This window comes from Pirellulales bacterium (assembly GCA_019694455.1).
GTDB lineage: Bacteria > Planctomycetota > Planctomycetia > Pirellulales > JAEUIK01 > JAIBBY01.
This window is the reverse complement of sequence record JAIBBY010000005.1, coordinates 76181-101144: the sequence shown is the minus strand read 5'-3', so window position 1 is coordinate 101144 and position 24964 is coordinate 76181. Positions and strand designations below refer to the sequence as shown.

19 protein-coding genes are annotated in these 24964 nt (G+C 59.6%); 13 read left to right on the top strand and 6 right to left on the bottom strand.

Annotated elements, in window-relative coordinates; all coding sequences use genetic code 11:
- Positions 1-64 precede the first annotated feature (64 nt).
- Together K1X71_04000 and K1X71_03995 are read left to right on the top strand one after the other, a co-directional pair.
- A complete protein-coding gene (locus tag K1X71_04000; protein MBX7072287.1) occupies positions 65-736 on the top strand; it encodes a sigma-70 family RNA polymerase sigma factor in 672 nt (223 codons plus the stop codon).
- Positions 733-1560, top strand: coding sequence for a hypothetical protein (locus K1X71_03995; GenBank protein MBX7072286.1), 828 nt, complete (start codon positions 733-735; stop codon positions 1558-1560). Before K1X71_04000 ends, K1X71_03995 begins: the two co-directional genes overlap by 4 nt.
- Before the next feature lie 72 nt (positions 1561-1632).
- On the opposite strand, the gene K1X71_03990 is transcribed toward K1X71_03995, so the two are convergent.
- The 4 genes from K1X71_03990 to aat form a co-directional block, all read right to left on the bottom strand.
- Positions 1633-3783, bottom strand: a complete 2151-nt coding sequence (locus K1X71_03990) for a caspase family protein (protein ID MBX7072285.1) — start codon at positions 3781-3783, stop codon at positions 1633-1635.
- A gap of 73 nt (positions 3784-3856) precedes the next feature.
- On the bottom strand, positions 3857-7348 hold the full coding sequence (locus K1X71_03985; protein MBX7072284.1) for a CHAT domain-containing protein: 3492 nt from the start codon (positions 7346-7348) through the stop codon (positions 3857-3859).
- A 22-nt stretch (positions 7349-7370) separates the two neighbouring features.
- Positions 7371-9038: a DUF4384 domain-containing protein gene (locus K1X71_03980; protein ID MBX7072283.1), complete on the bottom strand. Its 1668-nt coding sequence runs from the start codon at positions 9036-9038 to the stop codon at positions 7371-7373.
- Between the two features lie 228 nt (positions 9039-9266).
- Entirely contained in the window at positions 9267-9944 is a 678-nt protein-coding gene (aat, locus tag K1X71_03975) for a leucyl/phenylalanyl-tRNA--protein transferase (protein MBX7072282.1), read from the bottom strand.
- A gap of 163 nt (positions 9945-10107) precedes the next feature.
- Here aat and K1X71_03970 point away from each other — a divergent pair, with 163 nt between their 5' ends.
- The 5 genes from K1X71_03970 (at position 10108) to greA (ending at position 16657) form a co-directional block, all read left to right on the top strand.
- Positions 10108-11277, top strand: coding sequence for a trypsin-like peptidase domain-containing protein (locus K1X71_03970; GenBank protein MBX7072281.1), 1170 nt, complete (start codon positions 10108-10110; stop codon positions 11275-11277).
- Between the two features lie 257 nt (positions 11278-11534).
- On the top strand, positions 11535-13379 hold the full coding sequence (gene dnaG, locus K1X71_03965; protein ID MBX7072280.1) for a DNA primase: 1845 nt from the start codon (positions 11535-11537) through the stop codon (positions 13377-13379).
- 2 nt (positions 13380-13381) lie between these two features.
- Positions 13382-15148 carry a sigma-70 family RNA polymerase sigma factor gene (locus K1X71_03960; GenBank protein ID MBX7072279.1) on the top strand — a complete coding sequence of 589 codons (1767 nt, stop codon included), beginning with the start codon at positions 13382-13384 and terminating at the stop codon, positions 15146-15148.
- Between the two features lie 197 nt (positions 15149-15345).
- On the top strand, positions 15346-16068 hold the full coding sequence (locus K1X71_03955) for a phospholipase (protein ID MBX7072278.1): 723 nt from the start codon (positions 15346-15348) through the stop codon (positions 16066-16068).
- A gap of 109 nt (positions 16069-16177) precedes the next feature.
- Positions 16178-16657 carry a transcription elongation factor GreA gene (gene greA, locus K1X71_03950; GenBank protein ID MBX7072277.1) on the top strand — a complete coding sequence of 160 codons (480 nt, stop codon included), beginning with the start codon at positions 16178-16180 and terminating at the stop codon, positions 16655-16657.
- Positions 16658-16675: 18 nt separating this feature from the next.
- Here the strand turns inward: greA and K1X71_03945 are convergent, their stop codons facing one another.
- Positions 16676-17383 (bottom strand): ImmA/IrrE family metallo-endopeptidase, encoded by a 708-nt coding sequence (locus K1X71_03945; GenBank protein MBX7072276.1) that lies wholly within the window; start codon positions 17381-17383, stop codon positions 16676-16678.
- Between the two features lie 163 nt (positions 17384-17546).
- Here K1X71_03945 and rimO point away from each other — a divergent pair, with 163 nt between their 5' ends.
- The 5 genes from rimO to K1X71_03920 all read left to right on the top strand — a co-directional run bounded on the left by rimO (position 17547) and on the right by K1X71_03920 (position 22819).
- On the top strand, positions 17547-18929 hold the full coding sequence (rimO, locus tag K1X71_03940; protein MBX7072275.1) for a 30S ribosomal protein S12 methylthiotransferase RimO: 1383 nt from the start codon (positions 17547-17549) through the stop codon (positions 18927-18929).
- A 118-nt stretch (positions 18930-19047) separates the two neighbouring features.
- A complete protein-coding gene (gene pgsA, locus K1X71_03935; protein ID MBX7072274.1) occupies positions 19048-19638 on the top strand; it encodes a CDP-diacylglycerol--glycerol-3-phosphate 3-phosphatidyltransferase in 591 nt (196 codons plus the stop codon).
- 54 nt (positions 19639-19692) lie between these two features.
- Entirely contained in the window at positions 19693-20610 is a 918-nt protein-coding gene (locus K1X71_03930) for a CPBP family intramembrane metalloprotease (protein MBX7072273.1), read from the top strand.
- Positions 20611-20712: 102 nt separating this feature from the next.
- Positions 20713-21801 (top strand): Gfo/Idh/MocA family oxidoreductase, encoded by a 1089-nt coding sequence (locus tag K1X71_03925; GenBank protein ID MBX7072272.1) that lies wholly within the window; start codon positions 20713-20715, stop codon positions 21799-21801.
- 85 nt (positions 21802-21886) lie between these two features.
- Positions 21887-22819: a lysophospholipid acyltransferase family protein gene (locus K1X71_03920; protein MBX7072271.1), complete on the top strand. Its 933-nt coding sequence runs from the start codon at positions 21887-21889 to the stop codon at positions 22817-22819.
- Here the strand turns inward: K1X71_03920 and K1X71_03915 are convergent.
- Complete coding sequence (locus K1X71_03915) at positions 22806-23561, bottom strand: SDR family oxidoreductase (GenBank protein ID MBX7072270.1); 756 nt, start codon at positions 23559-23561, stop codon at positions 22806-22808. The two genes, K1X71_03920 and K1X71_03915, sit on opposite strands and share 14 nt — an antisense overlap.
- Before the next feature lie 232 nt (positions 23562-23793).
- On the opposite strand from K1X71_03915, the gene K1X71_03910 reads away from it, so the two are divergent.
- Positions 23794-24960, top strand: a complete 1167-nt coding sequence (locus tag K1X71_03910) for a hypothetical protein (GenBank protein MBX7072269.1) — start codon at positions 23794-23796, stop codon at positions 24958-24960.
- Positions 24961-24964 lie beyond the last annotated feature (4 nt).

Genomic DNA, 24964 nt, shown 5'->3' with positions numbered 1-24964 from the left:
TTATGAACTCAATCGCTCCGCATTGCTCCTCCCCAATCGCTTCCGATACACGCGTTTCCGACCCATGTCGACGACACGGCAAACCCTGCTCGAGCGAGTTCGTGATTCGGCGAACAACGACGCCTGGGGAGAGTTCTTCGCTGTCTACGAGCCTCTGCTGTTGAGTTACGTCAAAAGCTCCAGTCGCCGCCGTGGTCTCGGCTACGGCGACGCCGAGGCCCAAGAGGTTGTCCAAGACATCTTCATTAAACTCTACCGCACGCTGCCGGGCTTTCGGCTCGATCACGCCCGTGGCCGCTTTCGCACCTGGCTATGGCGAATCACGACCAATGCCATTCTGGATCGCGTCCCCGGCCGCAAGGCATTCGCCAGCGGACAGGCCGGCGAAAGCGATCTTGGCAAGTCCACGCCTTCCAAGCGGCCCAAAGTGCATGATGAAGGCCAGGTCGACCTGCGCCAGATCGCCGCCGCCAGCGAAGAGGACGACGATTGGATCACCGCCTACCGGCAAGCGATCCTCAATCGTGTGCTCGAGGAAATTCGCGCCGAGATTGAGGCCACTAACCCCAACAAGTGGGCCTCATTCGAGCGGCACGGACTGCTGGGCAAACCGGCCGCGGAGGTCGCAGCCGAACTTGGCGTCAACGCCAATCTGGTCTATCAAAACTCCGCGCGGGTGCTGAAAGAAGTGCGTAGTCGTTGCCTGGAACAGTACGAGGAGGCGGTAGCCGAATGAACGCTGACTGTCTCAACGAGTCCGATCTCTTGGCGCTGGCCAGCGACGATGTTGCCCCGGCTGAGCTGCGGGCTCACGTCGATCAATGCTCCGATTGTCAGCGCGCGCTGGCCGCGCTCAAGGCGGAGGTCTCCACCCTGCGATTGGTGCTGCCGGCTGGCAGGCCGGTTGCGACGAGCGGTTCTGGCGCCGGTCGCCCCGCGTTCATTGGCCGCTACTTCATCGCTGGAGTGCTGCGAGACGACGACTGGCACATCGTGTATCGCGGCGCGCACGCCGTGCTGTTTCAAGAGGTATCGGTCGCGCTCTCCAAGGCGCAATTCGACGACGACCCCAAATTGCTATCGCAGGCGGCGCGAGCGCTGGTGCAGTTCAACCATCCGGCGGTTGAACGTGTGCTCGATTTCGATTTCTTCGGTCGACAGCCCTTCGTCGTCGAGGCGTTTGTTCCCGCCACAATGCAAGGAGAATTGAAGAACGAGAATCGCAACCAACGAACTTGCGCGCAATACATACTGCACTATGCCGATGCAGCCCTAGCGATCGAAGCGGCCGGCCTGTCGCCACTCGATTGGGCGCTTGTCGAGCCAGTTTTCGTCGCCGGCCAATTGCGCCTCACCCGTCTTGGTGAAACATGGCTCAGGCCTCGAATCGCGCCCGATTTGCCGACAAACACTCCACTGGCCACTATTCAGCAGTTTGCGCGATTGCAGGCCGCCAGTCCCAAGCTGATTGCCGTGGTCGACGCCGCCCAAGATCTGGCAGAACTCAGGCGCCGGTTGGCGCGATTCACGCGCCCCTTCCCGCGCAATCTGCTGCCGTGAAACAACAAAGGCCCACCCCATCTGCATTCGATGAAGTGGGCCGGTTGGTTGATCGGGGCCTCAGTCGTCGCTTTAGTTCTGCGGGGCGGGCGCCGGCGCGTCGGGCGGTTGGTTCACTGCCACCTCGATTGCCTCGGGGCTGGCGTATCGTAGATTCATCACTGCCAGCAACTTGCCAAGGGAAAAGTTGCTGGCCTCCGCAAGGTCTTGTTGAATCTCTTCGCCAAAGCCAGTGCCCGCGCTGCCAATCGAACTGCCGGCCGCGCGGGGCCCACTGTCCGCCGCGTAGAACGCCACGGTGATGTAGCCCAATTGCTCTGTGAAGTTCTGTCGCGCTGCGACCGACTCTTCCCCGTCCACCACCGTGAATCGCCGCATCTTGCCTTGAGTACCAGTTTCGGTCACGAATCCGCGCACTGAGAATCGCTTGGACACCGCCGGATCAAGCAGCCACCAGCGAGCTTCTTCCAGGTCCACTCGTTTCGCCACCGCGTAGGTTTTCACTCCCTTTTCGCCGGTTTCGGCCTCCGGCAGCGTGTTCAAGCCGTCGACCAACAGTCGCATGATCACCGGGTATTCGTAGCGGGTCTCAACTTCCAATTCATACACTTCCCCCTTCTTTACCGGGATCAGATAATCGTTGCCGTGAAACTTCCCCTTGCGTTCTTTTCCGCCAACCATGAACTTCACCCGAAACGGCGTGTTTGGATCGGCAAGTGGATGCTCCTGCTTCGACTTCTTGTCCAGGTCGTACACTATCTGCTCCGCCTGCGTGCGCTCCTCCTGCTGCTGGTTGTCTGGCGACGGGGCAAGCTCTTCCTGTTGCTCATGGATGATATTCGCGCTGTGCCCTAGCTCAGCCCATTGGCTTGGCGTCAGCATGGCCACGCCGCCGGCCGAGGCGATGATCGAGCCATCCTGCGTGTTCACCACGCGACATTGCAGCGTGATCTCTCGGCCATTGCGGTTGCGGAGCATCCCCAACGCGGTGGCGGGTAGGTCGCCGAGCGTCCTGGAAAGGTCTTGCATCGCCTTATCCGACCCAAGATCGGCCACCTGGAACTTGCGCTCCTTGAGCACTGCTTGCAGTCGCCGCTGATCGATCACGCTGAAGGCGCCACGTCCGCGCTGAATCAACAATTGCTCCAGATCCGAGGCGCAGCGCTTGCCCAACATGCCAAAATTAGCGCCCAACACCTCGCCCAAACTCGTCTCGGTGGTGAAGTCGAAAACCGCCACCTTCTCCAGCTTCTGGTCCTCGATCGCCCAAGAAAGCTGGTCGGCGATGTCGGACAACATTTGTTTGAGCGACAACGCGCTGAGCCGCAGCACCACGGGCGAACCCGGCGTCGATCGTAAAATGCGCACCGGCGTCTGCACGCGATTGAACTTCTCCTTCGCCACATGCGTCACGTTGCGATGCACGTATTTGTTCAGTTCGTCAATATCCACTTCGCTGTCGCCGTTCTCGTCGGCGTGCCCCTTCAATCCTTGATTGAGCCAGTAAGTGAACAGCGATTGCTCTTTCTCCTCCCACAACTGGCTCTTTTCCTCCGCGGCGCTGCTGGCCAGCGTCACCACTCCCGCAATATCGCGGAATGGCTCGCCCAGGTCCTTCGACGGCACGCTCTTCTCGCTGGCGCCCTTCTCCGAGCCCGCGTGGCAGGCATCGAGCACCAGCAGCTTTAACTTAGCTGGGCAGGCGGCCAATTGATCGCGCAGCCAAGACACCGGCACTCCCGTCTCGGCGGGACGTTCGGCGTCAAAATCTAGCGTGCACAAATAGAGGCTGCCATCGGGGTCGCGATAGCCGTGGCCGCTGAAAAACACCAGCACCTGATCGTCAGCCTTGAGCTCGCTGAATTTCTGTTCCAGCGAGCGCATAACCGTCGCGCGGACTGGTCCTTCCGTTGGAAACTGGGCGTTATCAACAACTAGAGTCACGTTGTAGGCGGAGTAACCGCCGCGTTCATTGAGCGTCTTCGCCAATTGTGTGCAGTCGTTCACGCAAAAGCGCAACTCGGGAAAGTTCTGGTACCGCTCGCAGCCGATCAAGATTGCGTGTAGGTGCGCGTCTTCGCGTGGTGGATCGTTGTTGGGGTTGTATTCCGGATACGGTAGCGAGGTTTGGCCGCAGGCAACCGTGGCCGTGGCCAGCGCTAACACGGTGGCGCCGAGACTGGTAAGCAGCCGCCCAAAGCGTTTGGTAAAGATTTGAGACATAACTGTGCCTTTTTCGTTATGAGTTCAAGCTGGCGACCGATAACTAGCCCTGTTCGTCGCGAACCACGGCGGATCACGGCGGGCCGACGAGCACCAGCGACGCCCAGTAATACGGCGACTCCCAGCGTTTCTGACTCCGAATCCAACGTTTTGCATCGCGCAGCGCCAAATCATAGTCGTGCGGCCGCTGTTCCACCGCCGATTTGGCCAGTGCGCCGCAGTAATAGCTCACCAGGCTGGCCGCTGCCTCGTCGTCGACCACCCAGTTGCTGGCCACCACGCGCCGCGCTCCAGACACCAAGAACCCCCGCGAAAGCGCCCACACCCCTTCCCCTTGTTGCTGTGGACCGAAATTCGTCTGGCACGCGCTCAAGATCGCCAACTCGCACCCCCGCAGGTCCAGTTCGTACAACTCCCCCAAAGTCAACATGCCATCGTCCGACGGATCGAACTCTCCTTCCGCCGGACGCGCCAAAGCCAAAGCGCCGAACACGTTGCCATACGACTGGTCGGCAAAACCGTGACACGCCAGATGCAGGATGCGCCGCCCCGGGCCATACTCTCGCAAGTATCCTTCGGTCGCTTCCGCGCCGCGCAATTGCACCGCCGTCATGCCCGACTTCTGGAACACCTCGCTCACCCATTGCGACTCGACTCCGGAATGCGGAAGCGGCGTCAACCGATTGCGCAGCAGCACTGCCCGCGACGCTTCTTCGGCAGTGATATCGGCCCCCTCCGCTGCGTAGGACGGATCCCCCAGCGTCAGCACCGGCTCCCATTCGGCCTCCAGGTCCACGGCTGGTCGAATCCGCAATGCGTCGAGCACCGTCACGCTGGGTGCGTACGAAATCGGCGGCCCCACGTCGAGCAAATACTTTGGCGTCCCCCCTGGCGCCGTCACCAGCGCTTCGAACGGCAGTAGCGACAGAGGTCCGCTCGGCGCCACGATTAGTCGTTCAATCTCGCCAGCTACAATTGATTGGCGCTCCGCATCGCCGATCAATACTCCCCACAGCGCCGACAAATAGGGCACGGCCCCCACTGCTGTCTTGGGCCTGGCCAGTGCCTGCATCACGCCGTTATCGGAAAGTAGTATTTGCTGCACGCGATCATAGTTTAGTGGTCCCGCCTCCACGCCCAGCGATTGCGCTGCGGCGTCGTCGAGCGACAACGCGTCGAGCCGGGCCGAGTTGGCGCGGGCCGTGAGCAGATAGCCGGCATCGCTGCCAATGTGGTACACCAAGAGCAGCGTCTTCGGCCCCAGCAATTTGCGTTGCACGTCGCGCAGCGAGAGCGGTTCGGACAGCCGCGCGCTGTCTGCTAGTTTGTTGCGATATACCTCGCTCGATGTTCGCGCATCGCGATAATTGCGATACAGCGATTCTTGGGTCCGCTGAATGGCCGCCCCGATTCTGGTTCGCTCCGCCGCAGTTTCGTCGTTCGCAGGCTGCTTGAGCACCGCCGCTAATTGGGCTTCGAGAGACCTCAATTGCTCGCGCAATTGATCCGCCGCTTCGCGCATTTGTTGCTGGCTACTGCCGGTTTGCCCGGCGGTCAGGTCGGCGCCCAAGAGGCCAATTTCGTCGAGCAGCGACCGCGAGCGCGATCTTTCAATCGCATTAAGCGCGAGTTCGAGGTCTCCCAATTCCGACTGCCACTCGACCATCAAATCGAACACACTGGAGAACCGAGCGAAAAAACTTGCCCGCTCTAGCTCCCCGCCGGAGGTTTGCTCGCGCTGTTGTTCGGCCAATTCCATGGCGTGTTGTAAGTCGCGCACTGCGTCAGGGCGTTGATCGAGCGTCCAATGACACTTCCCGCGGAGCGAATAGATGGTAAAGGCGTCGTGCGCGGACACAGCCGCCTGCCGCGTGATATCCACCGCGCGATCCAGCGTGGCGAGCGCCTCGGAGGCGCGGTCTCCCTCCAGTTGAAACCAGGCCAGATCGTATAGCGAACTTGCCAGCCGCGGATGCGCCTGTCCGAGCGTCTGCTCGAAAATCGTCAGGCTTTGTTTCGACAGCGCTTCGGCCTCGATTGGTTGTCCTTGGTTATAGCGCAGATCGGCTAATCGAGCCAAGCATCCGGCAACATCGGGATGCGTCTCGCCGTGCGCTTGGCGGTAGATCGCCAGCGCTTGCACGAAGTATTTTTCCGCCGCGTCGTTGTGCCCCAGTTCGCTCTGCAAGTTGGCCAGGTTCTCGAGACTGCCCGCCACCAGAGGATCATCGGCAGCAAGTTTGGCCTGCCGGATCGCCAGCGCTTGCTCATACAGCGGCAACGCCTCCTCGACGCGCCGTTGCGTACGCAACACGACTCCCAGGTTGTTGAGGGCCTCGGCAATCAGCGGATCGTCTTCGGGCAGGTTTTCCTGTCGCAACTCCAGCGCTCGTCGAAAAAGGGGATGCGCCAGTTGGTAGCGGCTCTGCTGAAAATAGACCCCCGCCAGGTTGGTGCAGGCCAACGCGATAGACAATGAATCGGGCTCGTCCTGCGCCTCGCGGATCTCGAGCGAGCGCCGATAAAGCGGCTCGGCTTCGGCGTAGCGTCCTTGCTCGTACCAGGAACCGGCCAGGCCATTGAGGCAAGTTGCGGTGTCGATGTGATCGTCGCCCAGTTCATTCTCGGCGATCGACAGCGCCGCGCGATACCACTTTTCTGATTCGGCGAATTGGAGTTTGTCTTCTAGCAGATCGGCCAAGCAGCGCATCATCCCGGACGTCCTTGCCGGATCGGGTTCTTCCACCGCGCTTTGCTGTTCGATCGCCTGGCGATATTTTTCTTCCGCCTCCTCCATGCGGCGCAGTTGTTCTAGCGTAAGCCCTTCGTCGCGCAACGACTTGGCCAATTCCGCGCGGCAACTGTCCGACTGCTTTTCGTAGCCGGCGCGCGCCTTTCCATATAGTTGCAGGGCCACATCATATTGGCCCTCGAAGTAGCGCGCGTCGGCCAATTCGCTCAGAATATTCAGAGTGCTGGGGTGCTCGGCGCCCAAGACCTGGGCGCGAATCTGAAAACACTGCTGAAAATTCTGCGCTGCCTTGGCATTGTCGTCCGCTTTGTACCAACACCAGGCGATATCGCGATAACTGGTCGCCGTTGTCAAATCCTGCTTTCCCAGCAGGCGTTCGCGGATCTGCAATGTCCGTTCATACGCTTCGATCGCCGGCAGGTACTTGGCCTGATAGTAGCGCGCATCGCCTAATCCCGAATAGGCATCGGCGGTCACCGTTTGCCAATAGGAGTTGGCCGCGTGATGCAACTGCACGCCGCGCAGATAGAATTCTTCCGCGTTGTCGTACACCTCGTGTTGCGCGTAGAGCGCGCCAATCAGGTCGTAGTAGCCAGCCAACTTTTCTGGTTGTCCGGCCAGCACTCGATCGGCGGTGCGCACCAGGTGGTGCGCTTGCCGTTCGACATCCACCCATTGTTTAGCCGCCAACAGGCGACTGAATTCATCCAGTTCGGTTTTCAGGTTGTCGGTGGTTTGCGCGCGGGCCGCCAGCGGCGAGACGAGCGCCCAGATGACAAGCCCCCAAGTGCGCGTCGCTTTCTGATAGCGCATGGTCGATACGCCCATTTCGAAATCACGGCTTGAGGAACACCGGACGCGAGCAACTGTTTGTGAGGAACGCGTGATGCGGTTTCACTCGTTCGCTGCTTCCTTCCTGCTCCAGCGCCTGATTGACCATCTCAAAGTACTTGGGAAACTCGCGCTCGCAGTACGCGTGACAGTCTTCCAACTTCACCGGCCCCTTGATGTCCACCAAGCTCTTTAAGAGATAGCCTGTGAGCAGACCAAACTCCCCCGAGTAATGCTCCATCGCAAGCTCATCGGTCATCGCCGCAGATAGCATTGCCTGATCTTGAGCGCCAATGTCCTTGAGTCGCGTCAACTCGCCTTCCAAAAAATCGAATCCAGCGCCGCCCCGCGTGGGGAGTCCTTTTTCCGCCGTCGCGAAGCCGCCACTGTGGCAGGTGTCAAGGATCACCACGACCTGACGGCCATTCAAATTCTGCAGCCAGCGGCCAAACAGATCGTCTGATATGCCAGTAGCCCGCACCAGCGCGTCCCACTCCTTGTTGGGATTCTGCCGGGCGAGTTGCAGCAACTCCGCGGCGCGCTGCGCGGTGGGGCCATCAAGTTGTCCCTCGCTTGTCAGCAGTTCTTCCAATATGAGCGGATTGACCAGGTCATACGGCACCAGCACCTCGTCCTGCTGATCGCGCGTTTCGTCGCCATTGTCATCGGCAATCTGGCTACCGTGCCCCGAGTAGTGAATGATCACCGTGTCTCCCGGCTTGGACACCGACGGCAACCAGCGAGTAATCACTTCTTCAACGGTGGCGCGCGTCACTTGCTCGTTCATGAAGATTCTCGCTTGATTCAGCCCGCCTATTTCGCGCAGAATCGTGCCCAGCGCTTGAGCGTCCTTCGCGGCCGCCCGCAGGTTGAGGCCGCGTTCCTTGCCACGTTTTTTGGTCCCCGCGCGTTGTTGCGCGTCGAATTGATGTTCCGAAACCCCAAAGAAGACGCCGATCCGCTTGGCCCCTTGGGGCGCTGGCGCGGCGCTAGCGGCGTAGGTGTAGAGCTCCAGGTCGACTTCGGCCCAATCGCTCGGTTGCATCTGCGCGATCTGTCCCGCGGCGTCTTTGAGTTGCCTCTTTGTGATTGGGTTAAAGTTCTTGGCGCGCGTCGTTGGCTCCGCTAGCTCGTCCACCGGGACTTTGCAGGCCACAACCTTTACTACCTCCTTGCCGAACGGCGGTCCCACCTTCCAGCGAAACAAATCGTCGCTGGCGGGAATCACCACCTCTTGTTTGGCGACAATCTTGTTTTGCTGTTGAATCTTGTTCGGGAAGATTTGAAACACCTCGCCATCGGCCTGCTGGTACAACACATACAGATACGCGTCGATCTCGCAGCGCACGCGCACCGACAAGCTATCGCCCTCGCGAAAATCGTTTGTCGGACGCGTCAATTCGGCATGTACAAAAAACGCCGGCTGCTGATTTTGTGCCGTCGCCTGAAGGTCCGGTGCGCCGGTCGGCGCTGGCTGTTGCGCTGGCGCGGTGGACGGGTCGGCCGTTGGCGCCTCGGGCGCCGGTGCTTCGTCCTGCGCGCCTTGCCCTCCGCCGGCGGGCGGCGCGGCAGGCGGCTGTGCCCAACTAAACGGCGCCTTCAAAAGGGCGATCGAAAGCACTGTGAGGCCAATTGCCCCGCTCAAGAGAAGATCACGCGAAATAAGTCTCATGGTCCACAAGCCCTTCTTATGAGGGGTTTACCTAATAGGATAGAAGCCGCAATTGGTACGTGCCACTATTGGGCAGCTAGACCATTTACGGACAATGGCCGGCAATCCTTACAATCGCCCGCAAGCCGGAAAAACCGGCTCAATCGTGGGTATCCGTGCCAATATCGCGAGTCGATAGCAATCGAGAGACCAAACTGCGTAGCACGAGCAAACTTCACAAAGCCAAACTCACCCCCTTGAGGAGTCGACGCCGGCAAAAGCCACCGGCAGCCGAAGCGCCAGTTGCAGTCTTCCCAGATACTCGGAGCGTCGAATGGTCTTGGCGCCAAACCGCGCCGTATGGGCATTGAGTTGCTGGATGTCGATTAGGCCAAAGCCCTGATCTCGCAAGTGCCGAACCAAGGCAACTAAGGCGACTTTCGAGGCGTCGGTCTCGCGATGAAACATCGACTCAGCGGAGAACATCCCGCCAATGGCGACCCCATAGACCCCGCCTACCAATTGGTCTTCGCGAAAAACCTCCACGCTATGCGCGTGTCCCAATTTATGAAGATGCTCGTAGGCTAGACGCAAGGGGCGCGTGATCCAAGTGTGCCGCGCGCGGCATTGCGCGGTAGCGCAACCGCCGATCACTTGTGAGAACTCCTGGTTCATTGTGACGCGAAATCGCCCACTGCGAATTGTCCGCTCAAGCCGGCGCGGTACGTGCAGTTCCGCCGGCTCTAGAATTGCGCGAGGGTCAGGCGACCACCACGCCAGCACCGTGCCGCTTGGCCAGGGAAAGATGCCGTGTGTGTACGCGTCGATCAGCCAATCCGCGCTCAGGCTGCCGCCGATCAGCAACAGGCCATCACTACCGGCCGAAGCCGCCGGCGGAAAATATCGTGACGGTCCAGTGCGAATCATCGCGGCGCGGTGTTGGAGGGCAGTGCGAGCTTGCGATTTCAAAGTGTAGAGGCCATTTCCGCTGAAACCAAGTTGCCCGTTTGCTACTCGCGCAGTTGACTGCCATCTATACTAGCAGCACGGAAAGCTCGGGCGTTTGGTTGGCTGATGCAGGTTGGGATCCATGGCTGGTAATGCGTACGACCCGTTTCGCGACCCTCCGCCAACCCGCTTTGGCTGCTCGGGGTTGTTGTTCTTGCTGACACTATTAGTGCTGGCGATTGCCTCTCCGTACCTTACCCAACAAATCATGTATCGCGCCACGCTCGGACGTCAGCAGGCCGATGTCGAAGTTGCCCGCAAAGCCATTGGGGAATTCAAAAACACCACCGAGTCATTTCGATTGGTTGCGCAAAGCATTGGTCCCAGCGTGGTGCACATTGATACCGAGCAAATCATCCGCGGCGCGCGACCCATCGGCGATGAAATGGCCTATTTCTTCGCGCCGCGCCGCCTCAGCGGCCAGGGTTCTGGGGTGATCATCGACAAGTCAGGCTATATCCTCACCAACTTTCATGTCATCGCTCAGACCAGCGGGCTGCGTGTGCGTCTCAGTGATGGGCGCGAAATTCGCGAAGTCACTATCATAGGCACCGATGCCGCCACCGATCTGGCCGTGCTCAAGATCGATGCCGACAGCTTGATCCCCGCCGTCTGGGGAGACAGCGACCAGGTGCAAGTCGGCGACTGGGTGCTCGCCATCGGCAATCCCTACGGACTCGACCGTACGGTCACTGCGGGCATCATCAGCGCCAAAGGCCGCCACGGCATCGGGCAAAACCTCTATCAAGACTTTCTGCAAACCGACGCCGCAGTGAACCCTGGCAACAGCGGCGGCCCCTTGGTGAATCTCGCCGGCGAGATTGTGGGCATTAACACCGCCATTGTAGGGGAAGCGTATCAAGGGATCAGCTTCGCTATCCCAAGTCGCATGGCGCGAGAAGTGTTTGATCAGTTGCGCAAATCGGGCAGCGTGGCGCGTGGCTGGCTGGGCGTCCAGCCACAAGATCTGACGCCCGAGTTAGCCGACCAGCTTGGCGTACGCGGGACAACTGGCGCGGTCATTGCCCGCGTCGTCCCAGATTCGCCCGCCGATCAGGCAGGACTCAAGGATGGCGATGTCATCATTAAGTGGGACGGCGCGCCGGTGCGAGACGCCAGCGACCTAACCCTCAAGGTGGCCGGCACGGCGATCCACACCAGCGTCACCGCGCTGATCATCCGCGGTCGCGAGGAACAGAAGGTCGAAATCAAAGTTGGCACCCGGCCCACGCAACTACCACAGCTCAAATAGCGCACCGCTGGGCGGAAAGTCAAGCCGATTTTTATCGTGCTAGCGCCGCAATTTATTCAACGTGGTAGCTTGTGTTGGCCGCCGCATCATGCGCGCTTGACCCATTTTTCCGGCACTCTTATAATCCGCGCGTCTTACGGCATCGGCTCCTCCGATGCCCCCGGAACAGGTCGACCCACGGAGGGGTGCTTATCGCGCGGGCTCGCTGTCCCTTCTACGAGCCGCTCGTACATCCTTCTCAATTCTCGGAGCAGTCGGTGTCACACGACTATTCGTTTGATGCCAAGGACGCAGTGCGCCGTGCGGTCGACATTGTCGATCTTGTCGGGCAATATCTGCAATTGCGCCGCAGTGGTCGCAACTACGTCGCGCTCTGCCCCTGGCATGACGATTCTCGCCCCAGCCTACAAGTGAATCCCGAGCGGCAATCGTTCAAATGCTGGGTTTGCGATATCGGAGGCGACGCCTTCAGCTTCATCATGAAGATGGAGAATGTCCCGTTTCCCGAAGCGCTGCAGCTCTTGGCCGATCGTGCTGGCATCACGCTTCCCAAACGCGGCGCCATGCCCGGTGCGCCAGCCGAAGAACAAGACACTAAGCGGCGCCTCTACCAAGTGATGGCCTGGGCTGCCGAGCAATATCATCGATATCTCTTGGAATCTCCCGAAGCGGCCGCGGCCAGGGCTTACCTCGAAGAGCGCGGAATCCAGCCCGAAAGTATCCGTAAATATCAACTCGGATTCGCTCCCGATCGTTGGAGCTGGCTGCTCGATCGCGCATCGGCCAACTCGGTGCAGCACAAATATTTGGAAGCGGTCGGGTTGGCGGTGCGCCGCGACGGCGCCAGCGGTTTTTACGATCGGTTCCGTGGTCGAGTCCTGTTCACCATTCGCGATCCTCAAGGGCGCCCCGTGGCGCTCGGCGGCAGGATCTTGCCCGAATTCGCCGAAAATGCGCCCGCCAAATACATCAACTCTCCCGAGACCCCCCTGTTTTCCAAAAGCAGTTTGGTTTACGGACTCGACGTGGCTCGCGACGCGATCGCGAAATCGAAGCGTGTGCTGGTGATGGAGGGCTATACCGACACGATCGTGGCCCATCAATGCGGTTTTGCCAATACGGTGGCCGTGTTGGGCACGGCGCTCGGCGAGCGGCACATTCGCCTGCTCCGGCGTTATGCGGAAGAAATCGTGCTAGTGCTCGACGGCGACGAAGCCGGCCAACGCCGCACCAACGAAGTGCTAGAGCTTTTTGTCGCCAACGAAGTGAATGTGCGAGTTTTGGCCTTGCCTCAATCGCTCGATCCATGCGATTTTCTACAGCAGCGCGGCGCGGAGCCTTTTAGCGAACTGCTGGAGAGGGCCGCCGACGCGCTGGAACATCAACTTTCGCACGTTACGCGACTCGGCGCCGCGCGCGGGGCGCATGCGGCCCACCAAGCTGTGGAGGAAATCCTGGGCACACTTGCAAAAGCACCGCGATTGACCAGCAACAGCGCGACCGCCCGGCGGCTGCGTGAAGAACAAGTGGTTCATCGCTTGGCGCGCGTCTTCGAATTGCCAGAAGACGTTTTGCGACAGCGCTTGGCCACGCTCCGCGGCGCTGGCCATGCGTCATCGCGGCTGACGAAGACCCAAGCCGATACGCCATCGCTCCAGCCGCTGGCGGCGTGGGAGCGCGAGTTGCTTGAGTTGTTAGTCGGACAACCGTTCGAGGCCCCGCGTGTGTTGCAAGTGATTGGTCCCGATCATTTTGAATCGGCCACGTGCCGAGAAATTGTGCAAGTCTGCCACGATGTCTTGGAGACAGAAGGGCAGATCGATTTTCAACGACTGCTTCTCGAATTCGATGAGCCGGAAATAAAAAGCCTGCTGGTCGACTTGGACGAAGCGGGCCAGTCAAAGACCCCAGGGGGCGGCGGCGAACGTTTGGAGCAGGTGCTCCAAAGGGTGGGCCGACGTCTAGAGGATGATCAGCGTCGCGAGCGGCTCACCGCCTTGCGGGAGCGGCGCGTCGACGATCAGGAAGGGGTGCGTTTTTTGCTAGATGCCATCGAGCAGGGACGCGCCCGGCACTGCATTTCCGACTCCACGGATGGATGAGGATGCGGGCCGTGGATTGGCTTGGTCGCGCGTTGCCGCGCGCTGCTCGGCCAGACCATAATCAGGACAGGGTAGCGCGCACGCGCTCTAAGGAGACGCAGGTGGAACTGTCTGAAAAAGACCTGCAAGAATTAATCACGCTCGGGAAATCGCAAGGTTACCTGACGTTCGATCAGGTCAACGATTTCCTCCCCGACGATGTGATCCATCCCGACAAGCTCGAGGCGGTGCTCGCCGCGCTGGACGAGCAAAGCATCGAAATCGTCGCCGAAGCGGTTGATGCTCCGTTGGGCGACGAGTCGCGCCCCGATCGCGTCGAGAGCCGTGAAGTTGAAGAGGAACTGGCCGCTGAGGAGGCTGCTCCCGCGTTCGTCGGCGAAGTGGAAAAATGGAGCGACGACCCGGTTCGCCTCTACTTGACCCAAATGGCCGAGATCCCGCTGCTCGAACGCAGTCAGGAGATCGCGCTGGCCACCCGCATCGAAAAGACGCGCCGTCGCTTCCGCCGCGCGGTGTTGTCGTGCAACTTTGCCATGCAGGCTACGGTCGAAACCTTGGAAAAGGTTCATCAAGGCCTCTTGCCGTTCGATCGCACTATTAAAGTGTCGCTTACCGAGCAGCTCACCAAGGAGCAGATTAGCGCCCGAATGCCGCACAATCTGAAGACGCTGCGGCATCTACTGGATGCGAACGCCCGCGACTTCCATCAAATCATCAGTCGTAAGTTGCCGCGCGCGGAACGTGTGGCCGCACTGGCTCGCTTCTTCAGCCGACGCCTCAAGGCGCTCACGTTGGTCGAGGAACTCAGTCTCCGCACGCGCCGTGTGCAGCCCTTGATCCGTAAACTGGACGAAATCGCGCAGCGCATGGAGTTGATCAAGTCCAAGTTGGCCCGCTTGTCCGACCAGCCCTCGGCAAAGGATGAGCGAGCTAATCTTCGCAAGGAACTGCGAGACCTCGTGCTTATCACCCAAGAGAGTCCCGCCAGTCTCCGCCGCCGCTGCCAGACGATGCGCGAGTTGTTCCGTGATTACGAGCAAGCCAAGCGCGACCTCTCCGGCGGCAATCTTCGCCTTGTTGTGTCGATCGCCAAGAAATATCGCAACCGCGGCCTCAGCTTTTTGGATCTCATCCAAGAAGGCAACACGGGACTCATGCGAGCCGTGGACAAGTACGAATTCCGGCGCGGTTTCAAATTCTCCACTTATGCCACCTGGTGGATTCGCCAGGCGATCACTCGCGCGATCGCCGATCAAGCTCGCACCATCCGCATTCCGGTGCATATGATCGAGGTCCTCTCTCGCTTGCGCAACGTTTCGAAGCGTTTGTTGCAGGAGTTGGGACGCGAACCCACCACCGAGGAGACGGCGATTGCCGCCGGGCTCACCTTGGATGAAGTCCGCCGCGTGATGAACATTGGCCGCCATCCGGTCAGTCTCGATCGGCCAGTTGGCGAAAGCGAAGACAGCTCCTTTGGCGAGTTCATTGAGGATTCCGGCAGTCAAAGCCCCCTCAGTTCGGCCGCGCAAGGCATGCTTCGCGAGAAGATCGAGGCCATGCTCAAGACCCTCACCTTCCGTGAGCGAGAAATCATTCGCCTACGGTATGGTTTGGGAGACGGTTACACCTACACTTTGGAGGAGGTGGGCCGCATCTTCCGGGTTACCCGTGAACGCGTTCGTCAGATCGAGGCCAAGGCGGTGCGCAAGCTCCAGCACCCAGTGCGGAGCAAGCAGCTCGAAGGCTTCTTGGAGGGAATTGCCAGCTAACGTCCCGCGTACTCGCCAATTACGCCTTCTACCGGCAGTTCGGCATGGTCGGTGGATCAATCCGTATAGAGCCGCCCAACGCGAGTTGGGCGGCTCTGTGTGTTCCTGGCAATTCTCAAGCAAGATTTCTCCCAGTCGGTAGAATGGAGTCAGATGGCGACACGCTAGGCACTTCCAAGAGGAACCATTCCAATCCGATGAGCGTTACAGCCGACACGTTGCGGGAACTGCACCGCCTGCACCAGCAACTCAGCGATCTGAAAGATCGCGTCGAACGTGGACCGCGACAAGTAAAAGCTCGCGATGCCACGGTCATCAAACTCGAACAAGCCTTGGCACAGGTCCAGGCCGACGCCAAAGCCGCGCGCGTCGCCGCCGATCAAAAGCAACTGCAACTCAAGTCCGACGAAGCCAAGATCCGCGATCTCCAAATCAAACAGAATCAGGCCAAGTCCAACAAAGAGTATCAATTGCTCAAGGAACAGATCGCCGCTTCCGAAATGGCGAACAGCGTACTGGCCGATGAAATCCTCGACGCACTGGAAAAGTGCGATCAGATCGAAGCCTCAATTGCCGAAGCGAAGCAGAATCTGACCAAGGGCCGCGAAGACCTTGCAGGCTCCAAGCAATCGGTGCAAGCCAAGCAAGATGGCCTCATCAGCGAGGTCCATCGCTTGGAAGCCGAGCTCAAGCTCGCCGAGGATCGCTTGCCTCCCGATGTCCGCGCCGACTACGATCGCATCATTCGCTCTAAGGGGTCAGAAGGAATGGCGCAAGTCGAAGGCGAGTTTTGCACGGGCTGCCACCGACAGATCACTCCAAATATGTATAACTCGCTGTGCCTCAGCCATGTGGTGTTCTGCAAGAGTTGCGGCCGATTGCTGTACCTGCCGGAAGATCGCACTGTGGCCGGCCATTAGGTGAAAATCTCTTTACATTTCCTCTCGTCAGGGCAAAATAGTTGTGCGGCCTCCCCGGGGGAGGCCGCATTTTTTTCGCGCTCGCTCGTTCCGCTCAAGGGTGCCCCGCATGTCCGAAGCGATCTACATGACCCGCAAGGGCTACGACAAGCTCAAGGCCGAGCTCGACCATCTGGAGCAGGTGGAAATGCCCAAGGCCGCCGAACGAATCGCCACTGCTCGCGCCGAGGGTGACTTGCGCGAAAACGCCGAATATCACGGCGCCCGCGAAACGCAAGGCATGCTGCAAGCCAAGATCAATCTACTGCGCGACAAGCTCAATCGCGCGCAGATCATCGATACCGCAAATGTCAACAAGAGCGAGGTCTCCTTCGGCGCCACCGTCGTCGTCAAAGACCTGGAATTTGGCGATGAGGAAACTTTCATCCTCGTCGGCGCCGGTGAAGAAGACTACGACTCAGGCAAAATCCTCTTCAGCAGCCCGCTCGCGCAAGGTCTGGTGGGTCACAAAATCGGCGACAAGGTCGAAATCGACGTCCCCGCCGGCAAGTTGCGGTTTGAAATTCGCGAAATACGCTTCGAGGAGTAGTCGGCGCTTAAATCTTCGTCAGTCGTCCCAAGATGCGGATTCGGTCCGCAATATCTCCCGCTTCCAGGCCGGCTCATGGACCGGCCAGCCGCGCACGCGCAATGACTCTCCCCGCCATGCGCGCGCCAATGACAAACGATGAACGTCCGCCTGCGTCTCACGTTCCTCGTGCGACAAGGGACAGCATCGCCCCTGCCGCCCCAAACGCCAGCTCAGCCGGCCGTGATCGAAAATCGTGATCACGCATACCGGACCAAAATCGAGCATTCGCCGGGCGATCAATTCATGGCTGGCGGTGCTGAAAACGCCCTTGAGCCGCAATAAATCCCAATCCCATTGGCCGCCAATTTCCTGGAATCGAACTGCGGGTAGCAGCAACCGGCTGGCGAACTGGTTCGCCAAATCCTCGCGCATTCGTGGGTGATCGGCTGCGCTCAATTCGCAAAGCGCCAACAAATCGGGCGCCAAGTGTTCGCCAATCTCGTGCGCCACCGTCCATTGTTGCCGTTCCGGGCGCGGTTCGTCTGCCAGTAATACGGCCATTCCTGTCGAGCCCGCTTTAGCGATTCGGCCGCGCGATGCTTGCGAAACGTCGCGAGCTACCGTCAATCCCAGCCTCTCAGCGCAAGCAAAAGCGTTGATGGGGGGCTCCTCCATTCCAAAAGTTCCCAAAAACTCCTCAACAAACACATCAAGGCGTTCTTGCGTCGTCGCAGTGCGTTGCATCGTTCGGCTCGCTCCCTGGATGGTGTATATTTGTATATGCACCTTGCTGCTATCGCAAGTCGATTTCTCGATGCGGTGAATCGCGAGCGTCCTTACCCGGTTGGCCACGAGCGAGTACCATTCATGGTTCATATTTCCTCGTTGCTTATAGGCGTCTCCACCATTGTCCATCGCTTTTGAACCAGCTGCTCCCACCGCGACAAAGGGCAGCTACGCCTTTGTCAGCCTCGGCTGTCCCAAGAACTTGGTCGACAGCGAGCGGATGCTCGGCCTCCTGCAACTCGATGGCTACGAACTGGTATTCGAGCCGCAGAAGGCCGATTTTGTCGTGATCAACACGTGCGGCTTCATCGAACAAGCACGCAACGAGTCGTTCGCCGCGATTGAGGAGATGCTCGCCCTCAAGCGCGCGGGCGCGATCAAGGGAGTGATTGTCTCCGGGTGCTTGGCAGAACGTGAAAAAGCGAAACTCCTGGAGCAGTGCCCCGAGATCGATCATTTGGTCGGAGTTTTCGGCCGCGATCAGGTGACCAAGGTCGCCGATCGCCTGCTGGGCGGGTTGGTCGAGCAGCGCACCGTGTTTCAACCGGCTCCGGCTCGGGCACTTTCCGATCGCGATCGCTTGCGCATCACGCCGCGCCATTTCGCGTATCTCAAAATCTCCGAAGGCTGCGACCGGCTTTGCACCTTTTGCGCTATCCCGAAGATGCGTGGCAAACACGCCACCAAGGCGATGGAAGACGTTGTGGCCGAGGCGCGCGAGCTGGCCGCCAGTGGCGTGCGCGAGTTGATCATCGTAGCGCAAGACACCACCTATTACGGCATGGACCTCTATGGCCAGCCGCGGCTCACCGAGTTGTTGGCAGAACTGGAGCAGGTCGACGGGATTGATTGGATCCGCTTAATGTACTTTTATCCCATGTACATCGACGATCCGTTGGTTCGCCGCATCGCCGACAGCAAAAAGGTCGTGCCGTATCTCGATATTCCACTGCAACACATCAACGATGTGATGCTCAAACGCATGCAGCGCCGCGTCAATCGCGCCGAGACCGAGGCGCTCTTGAAGCGCCTGCGCTCAGACATCCCCAATTTGACGCTGCGCACCACCTTCATTACCGGATTTCCTGGCGAAACCGACGAGCATTTTGCCGAACTCGCTGATTTCGTGCGCGAGCAAAAGTTCGAGCGCGCCGGCGTCTTCACCTATTCGTTCGAGGCCGACACACCCAGCGCCCGATTGCCGGAGCATGTCTCCGAAGAAGTCAAATCGGCCCGGCGCGACGAGCTGATGGCCATTCAGCAGCAAGTGGCGTTCGAGTGGAACGAGCGGCAGCTCGGCAAGCAGATTGAGGTGATTATCGACCGTCCAGTAGAAGGCGAACGCCATGCCTGGATCGCCCGTGGCCATGCCGACGCGCCCGACATCGATCAAGTGGTCTACGTGACCGGACGAAATCTCCAGCCCGGCAAACTATCGCGCTGTGAAATCGTCGCCGCCAGCGGCTATGATCTAGTGGGGGCTGCAGTCGGTCGTCCGAGCTAGCAGTCCGGGGTAGCATTCGCCGGGCTTGCGCGATTCGCAGCAGCGTAGCTGCGCTCGCGGCGACGGGGAAGGAGACCACGACGGTTTGCTTTTCCAGGCGGTTAGACAGGAGGTTGCCATGTCGGTCTCTGCAAAGAACACAGCGGGCGCTGCGGTGTTCAACCTGCCGAACCAACTTACCGTGCTGCGGCTAATCCTGTCAGTCGTTCTCTTTGCTTTGATGGCCTTTCGCTACCATCTCACCAGCACCATTGTCTTCATCATCGCAGCATCAACCGATTGGCTCGATGGCTACTTTGCCCGCAAATACAACTTGGTGACAGTGCTGGGGCGGATTCTCGATCCATTCGTCGACAAAGTCATTATTTGCGGCGCGTTCATCTTTCTGGTCGCCGAGGCCAACTCCGGCGTCAAGGCCTGGATGGCCGTGGTTGTCGTCGCCCGCGAGCTGCTCGTTACCGCGCTGCGCGGTCATCTCGAAGGAGAGGGGGTGAACTTTTCCGCCGCGATGTCGGGCAAACTCAAGATGGTGCTGCAGTGTGTGGCGGTTGGCATGTCATTGTTTTATCTCTCGTACGATGCCATTGGCGTTGTGGCGCCTGCATGGCTCTGGTATCTCGTGCTAGCTTCGGTCTGGTCCGCGGTGGTGCTGACGATCTATTCTGGAGCGGTGTACGTCATCGCCGCAATTAGCCTGATTCGCCGGTAGAACGCTGCTGCCAGAGAAACTGCAAGTTCTGAAGTTCGCGTATCAAGAGCCGACATGCAGCCCGCCAATCTATTTGGTCTCTTGGCGACGACCTGTGTCTTCGGCTGCTTGGCGACTTGGGGCGTTATTTTTTCGCGCCGCAGCGCCGGCAAGCCAGTCGTCCCCTATGGGTCACGCTTCCCGGTTCCTTGGACAGGCCCCGATCTGATCGCGGTGGCCCTCTTGCTGTTCTGCGCCTACTCCCTCGCGCCAATTGTGGCGCTGTTGGAGAAGAATTCAATCACTCAACCGCAAGTCACCACCAGCGCAACCGACCAGTCCAAAATCGATCCGCCGCCGCTTCGCATCTCACCGCTTGTCGGGCTCACACAGGCGATGGCATCTCTGGGGGCCTGCATAGTGGTTGCGTTGGGTTTTCGACATTTCGCCGGCGCATCATGGCGCGACCTGGGGATCCTGCCCGCACGCCCACTCAACGACATCACGCTCGGCGTCGCCGGCATGCTGGCCAGCATCCCGGTCTATGCAATACACGGCTTAGTCACTAGATATTTGGCTCCTTCCGAACATCCGCTGCTCAAATCGCTCGAAGAGCGACCAGACAGCGACATGCTCGCCATCGCGCTATTGCTCGCCGTGTTCGTGGCGCCCGTCGTCGAAGAATTCTTCTTTCGCGTGATCTTGCAAGGCTGGCTCGAAAGCAAAGAAGACGAGTGGTATGCAGATCACTCCTTTCTGGCCGCTGTACCCCGTGGTGTGCTCCCCGTTTCCGCTAGCGCAGCGCTATTCGCGCTATTGCACAGTTCACAAGGTCCCGATCCGATCGCGCTCTTCCCACTGGCGTTAGGACTGGGCTACCTCTATCGCCAAACTCATCGGCTTTGGCCTGGAATGGTCATGCACATGTGCTTCAACGGCGCCAGTCTCTTGACGCTTTGGATCATTTTGCAATCGGGCGAATTGCCGAGCTAACTCGACACATGCCATTCGCGGCGCGCCTTGCGATGTTCACCCGGCTGCCGCGAATGCCTATAATCCGCGTCTTGGACATATCGGTATGGGAGAAGAGTTGCAATGGCACATGGCTTTGGCGTAATTGGCTGTGGCATGATCTCAAACTTTCATGCCAAGGCGATTCGCGATATTCGCGGCGCCAAATTGGTTGCGTGTTTCGACGCCGTCCCTGCCGCCGCGGATCGGCTGGCTCAAGCCACCGGTTGCCGCGCTTACCATCGACTCGATGAAATGCTTGCTGATCCGGCGGTCACGATCGTCACGATTGGCACGCCTAGTGGAGCGCATTTAGAGCCCGCCGTCGCCGCAGCCAAGGCGGGCAAGCATGTCATCGTCGAAAAGCCGCTCGAAATCACTCTCAAGCGCTGCGATCAAATCATCAACGCTTGCGACAAGGCGGGCGTACACGTCTCCACGGTGTTTCCCTCGCGCTTCCATGAATCATGTATCGAAATCAAGCGCGCCATCTCCGAGCAACGTTTCGGACGGCTTACGCTTGGCGACGCCTATGTCAAATGGTTTCGTCCTCAGTCGTATTACGACAGCGGAGCTTGGCGCGGCACTTGGGAATTGGATGGCGGCGGCGCGCTGATGAATCAGGCCATTCACAGCGTCGATCTGCTCACTTGGTTCATGGGGCCGGTGATCGAAGTCAGCGCGATGACCGGCACGTTAGCTCATGAGCGCATTGCGGTCGAAGACGCTGCCGTGGCCACGGTGCGCTTTGCCAATGGCGCGCTGGGCGTTATTGAGGCGAGCACCGCAGCCTATCCGGGGTATCTCAAGCGGATCGAGATACACGGCTCCGCCGGATCCGCGGTGATGGAAGAAGAAGACATTGTCAAATGGGACTTCGCCAAGGCTGGGCGGCGCGACGCCCAAGTGCGCCGGCGCATGGAAGAGTCGCACAGCACAGGTGGCGGCGCCAGCGACCCCACGGCCATCGGCCATCACGGCCATGCCCTGCAGTTTCGGGACGTCTGCGCCGCGATCGACAAAGGCACACGACCGGAGGTTGATGGTCCCGAAGGCCGCCGGTCTGTTGAGATCATCCTGGCAATCTACAAATCAGCCGAACTCGGTCGACCGGTAAAGTTGCCGCTCGCATCCGATCCATCGCTCAAGGCGCGGAAAATCAAGGCCAAATAGCGTTTCGAAACCGCTCTTTGAGCATCGGGCCTTCCCTGCGAAAATCTCGTTCTGACGATCCGCACTGGTTCCAGGGAGGGACACGATGCCGCGAGGCACTTGGCTGCAATGGCTCGGTTACGTCGCCGTGCGGCTGGCGATTTGCTTGGTACAGGCCCTGCCTTTGGAATCCTGCGCGCAGGCCGCTGATTGGCTAGGTTGGTTGGTGGGTGGCGTCTTCCGAATGCGGGCTAAGCTCATCGACGAGAACTTGGCGCACGCCTACCCAAACTGGTCTCCGGATCGCCGCAAGCGAGTCTCCCGCCTCATGTGGCGGCACTTGTTTTTGTTTGTCGCCGAAATCGCCCACATTCCGCGCAAGATCCACGATACCAATTGGCGCGAGTTCGCCCAATTGCGCAACTCTCGACCCGCAGTCCAGCGGCTGCTCTCCGATCGCCCGGTGATGATGGTCACAGCGCATCACGGCAACTTCGAGCTCGCCGGCTATATCCTGGGGGTGCTCGGATTCCCCACCTATTCGGTCGCCCGCACCCTCGACAATCCCTATCTCGACGACTTCCTGAATCGTTTTCGCGGACTCACAGGTCAGTTTATCGTTCCCAAGAAAGGAGGCTACGATCAAATCCTCACGGTTCTCCAGGCCGGTGGCACGATGAATTTTCTGGCCGATCAATATGCCGGAACCAAGGGCTGCTGGATCGAATTCTTCGGCCGACCCGCCTCGGCGCATAAGGCCATTGCGCTCTTGGCGATGGAGCACAACGCACATCTCGTTGTTGGCTGCGCGCGGCGACTAGGCCGGCCGCTGCATTACGAGCTCACGATTCATTCCTGGCTCGATCCTCAGGCTGAAAGCGAGATTGTCGGCGTGCGGCCACTGACTCAATGGTACAGCACACAGCTCGAATCCATGATTCGGGAGGCGCCCGAGCAATACTGGTGGTTGCACCGCCGTTGGAAGGATCACCGCAAACCGCGAACCAAGCTGCAGTCTCGGCCGGCTAGCGCGGCCTGAAGCCGCCGTTCACGTTGATTACCTGCCCGGTGAGAAAGCTCGACTCTGGTGACGCCAAAAAGCGAGCTGCCCTTGCCACGTCCTCTGGCGACCCCCAGCGGCCAAGTTGCGACTCGCGAACCGCGCGCTTCTGCCACGCCTCGCTGGCTTGTTCTCCCCAGGCTGTCTTGACCCAGCCCGGCGCCACGCAATTCACACGCACTTGAGGCGCCAACGATAGGGCAGCGCTTTTCGAAAACGCCATAATGGCCCCTTTGCTGGCAGCGAACAACTCACCACTGTCCCCCGCCATGCCTTGGGTCGCCTGGTCCCAGCCGATGTTGATGATTGCGCCATGCCCGCGCGTCTTCATCCGCTCGCCAATGGCTCGCGTCAGGCGCATTGTCGCCGTCACGTCGACCTGCCAAACCGCTTCCAGCTTCTGTTCAAAGCCCCATCCGGCGCCGTCGCCGGTCAACACATCGGCGCCCGCATTGTTCACCCACGCATCGACTTCGCCGCGCCACTGATAAGCCGCCTCCACCAATGCGTCTTGGTCGCCGTGGCGAGCCAGGTCCGCTAAGACCACGGTTGCTTGGCGCCCCAACGCTGCCACGGAACGGGCAGTCTCCTCGGCCGCCTCCCATGACTCACGGGCGTGAATCAAAACATCCGCTCCGGCGCGGGCCAGTTCCAACGCGACTGCCCGCCCAATGCCGCTGCTTGAACCTGTAACGACCGCGATTCTGCCAAGTAATTCCATGGACCATCCGCTGCCCAGTTGTGGATTTCCGGCCAAGCGCCGAACAATGGCCCCATCGACCAAGGCGCCCAAAAACATCGAGATTTAGCAGCCTTCGTGTTCTACTCCCCAGCGTGTCGCTGCTCAACCGGCCAGTTTATTCCCGCAAGACGGCTTTTCGTCTGCTATCTTTCTAGAAATACTGGACCGGCTCACCGACTTCATATTTTGCCAGCAAGGGACAGCCGCTGCCTTGGACCGCATCAACTGGGTAACGCCGAACGACTTGCGCGACCGCTTGAAAACCGGCGCCATCGCCTTTCGCGGATACAATGTCACCAACCTCGGCCGCAGCACTGAGTTCCTCAATCATGCGGCATATGGTCCGATCGTCGAACGTCATTTGCGTGAGCTGTCGGATATCACCAGCGAATCGACGCACGAAAAGCTCGACCTTGTCGCCCGCGTTCGTGATCAACGCGAATCAACCCTCGAATCGTTTGGCGAGGATATCGGCCTGATTGTGGCGATGGAGTTGGCCCAGCTTGAAATACTGGAGCGGTTCTTCGACGTCCACTGGACAAAAGCCAAAGTCAGCTTCGGCTACAGCCTTGGCGAAGTCGCCGCATTGATTGCCTGCGGTGTTTACAAGGCTCAGCACATTCTTGAGCCGCCGCTGTCGTTGGCCCGCGAATGCGTCGAACTGGCTAGAGATTGCACCATGGGCGTGCTCTTCTCGCGCGGCGCCGAGCTCAGTTACGACGCGGTGCAACGGCTCTGCCTTGAAATCAATACCGAAGGGCAAGGTATTATCGGCATTTCGGCCTTGCTCTCTCCCAACACATTGCTATTGCTCGGCCAAGGTTCCACTGTCGACCGGTTCAAACAACGTATGAAAGAAAAGGTCTCCGATCAGGTGCACCTTCGCAAGAACGATCATCGTTGGCCGCCTTTGCACACGCCGATCCTCTGGCAGGCTGGCTTGCCAAACCGAGCGGCCGTCATCCAGCACACCATGCCCGGCGGGTTTGTTGAACCCAAGCCCCCCGTCATTTCCATGGTCACCGGCAAGGCCAGTTACAACGACTACAACAGCCGCGAGATCCTCAACAAGTGGATCGATCATCCCCAGCGGCTCTGGGACGTGGTCTGCGAGACACTCGCCGCCGGCGTCGAAACCGTCATTCACGTCGGCCCCGATCCTAATCTGGTGCCTGCGACATTTCAGCGGTTGAGCGATAACGTCAGCCTGCAACTCCGTGGCCGCTCGCCCGCGCGGCTAGGCCGCCGCGCCATCTCGCGCATTGTGCGCCGGCAATGGCTGAACAAGGTCTTATCGAGCCGCGCCGTCCTACTGCGAGCGCCGTTTGTTGAACAGGTGAACCTGGAAAACTGGCTGCTGGCCCAAAAACTGCCGTAAACAC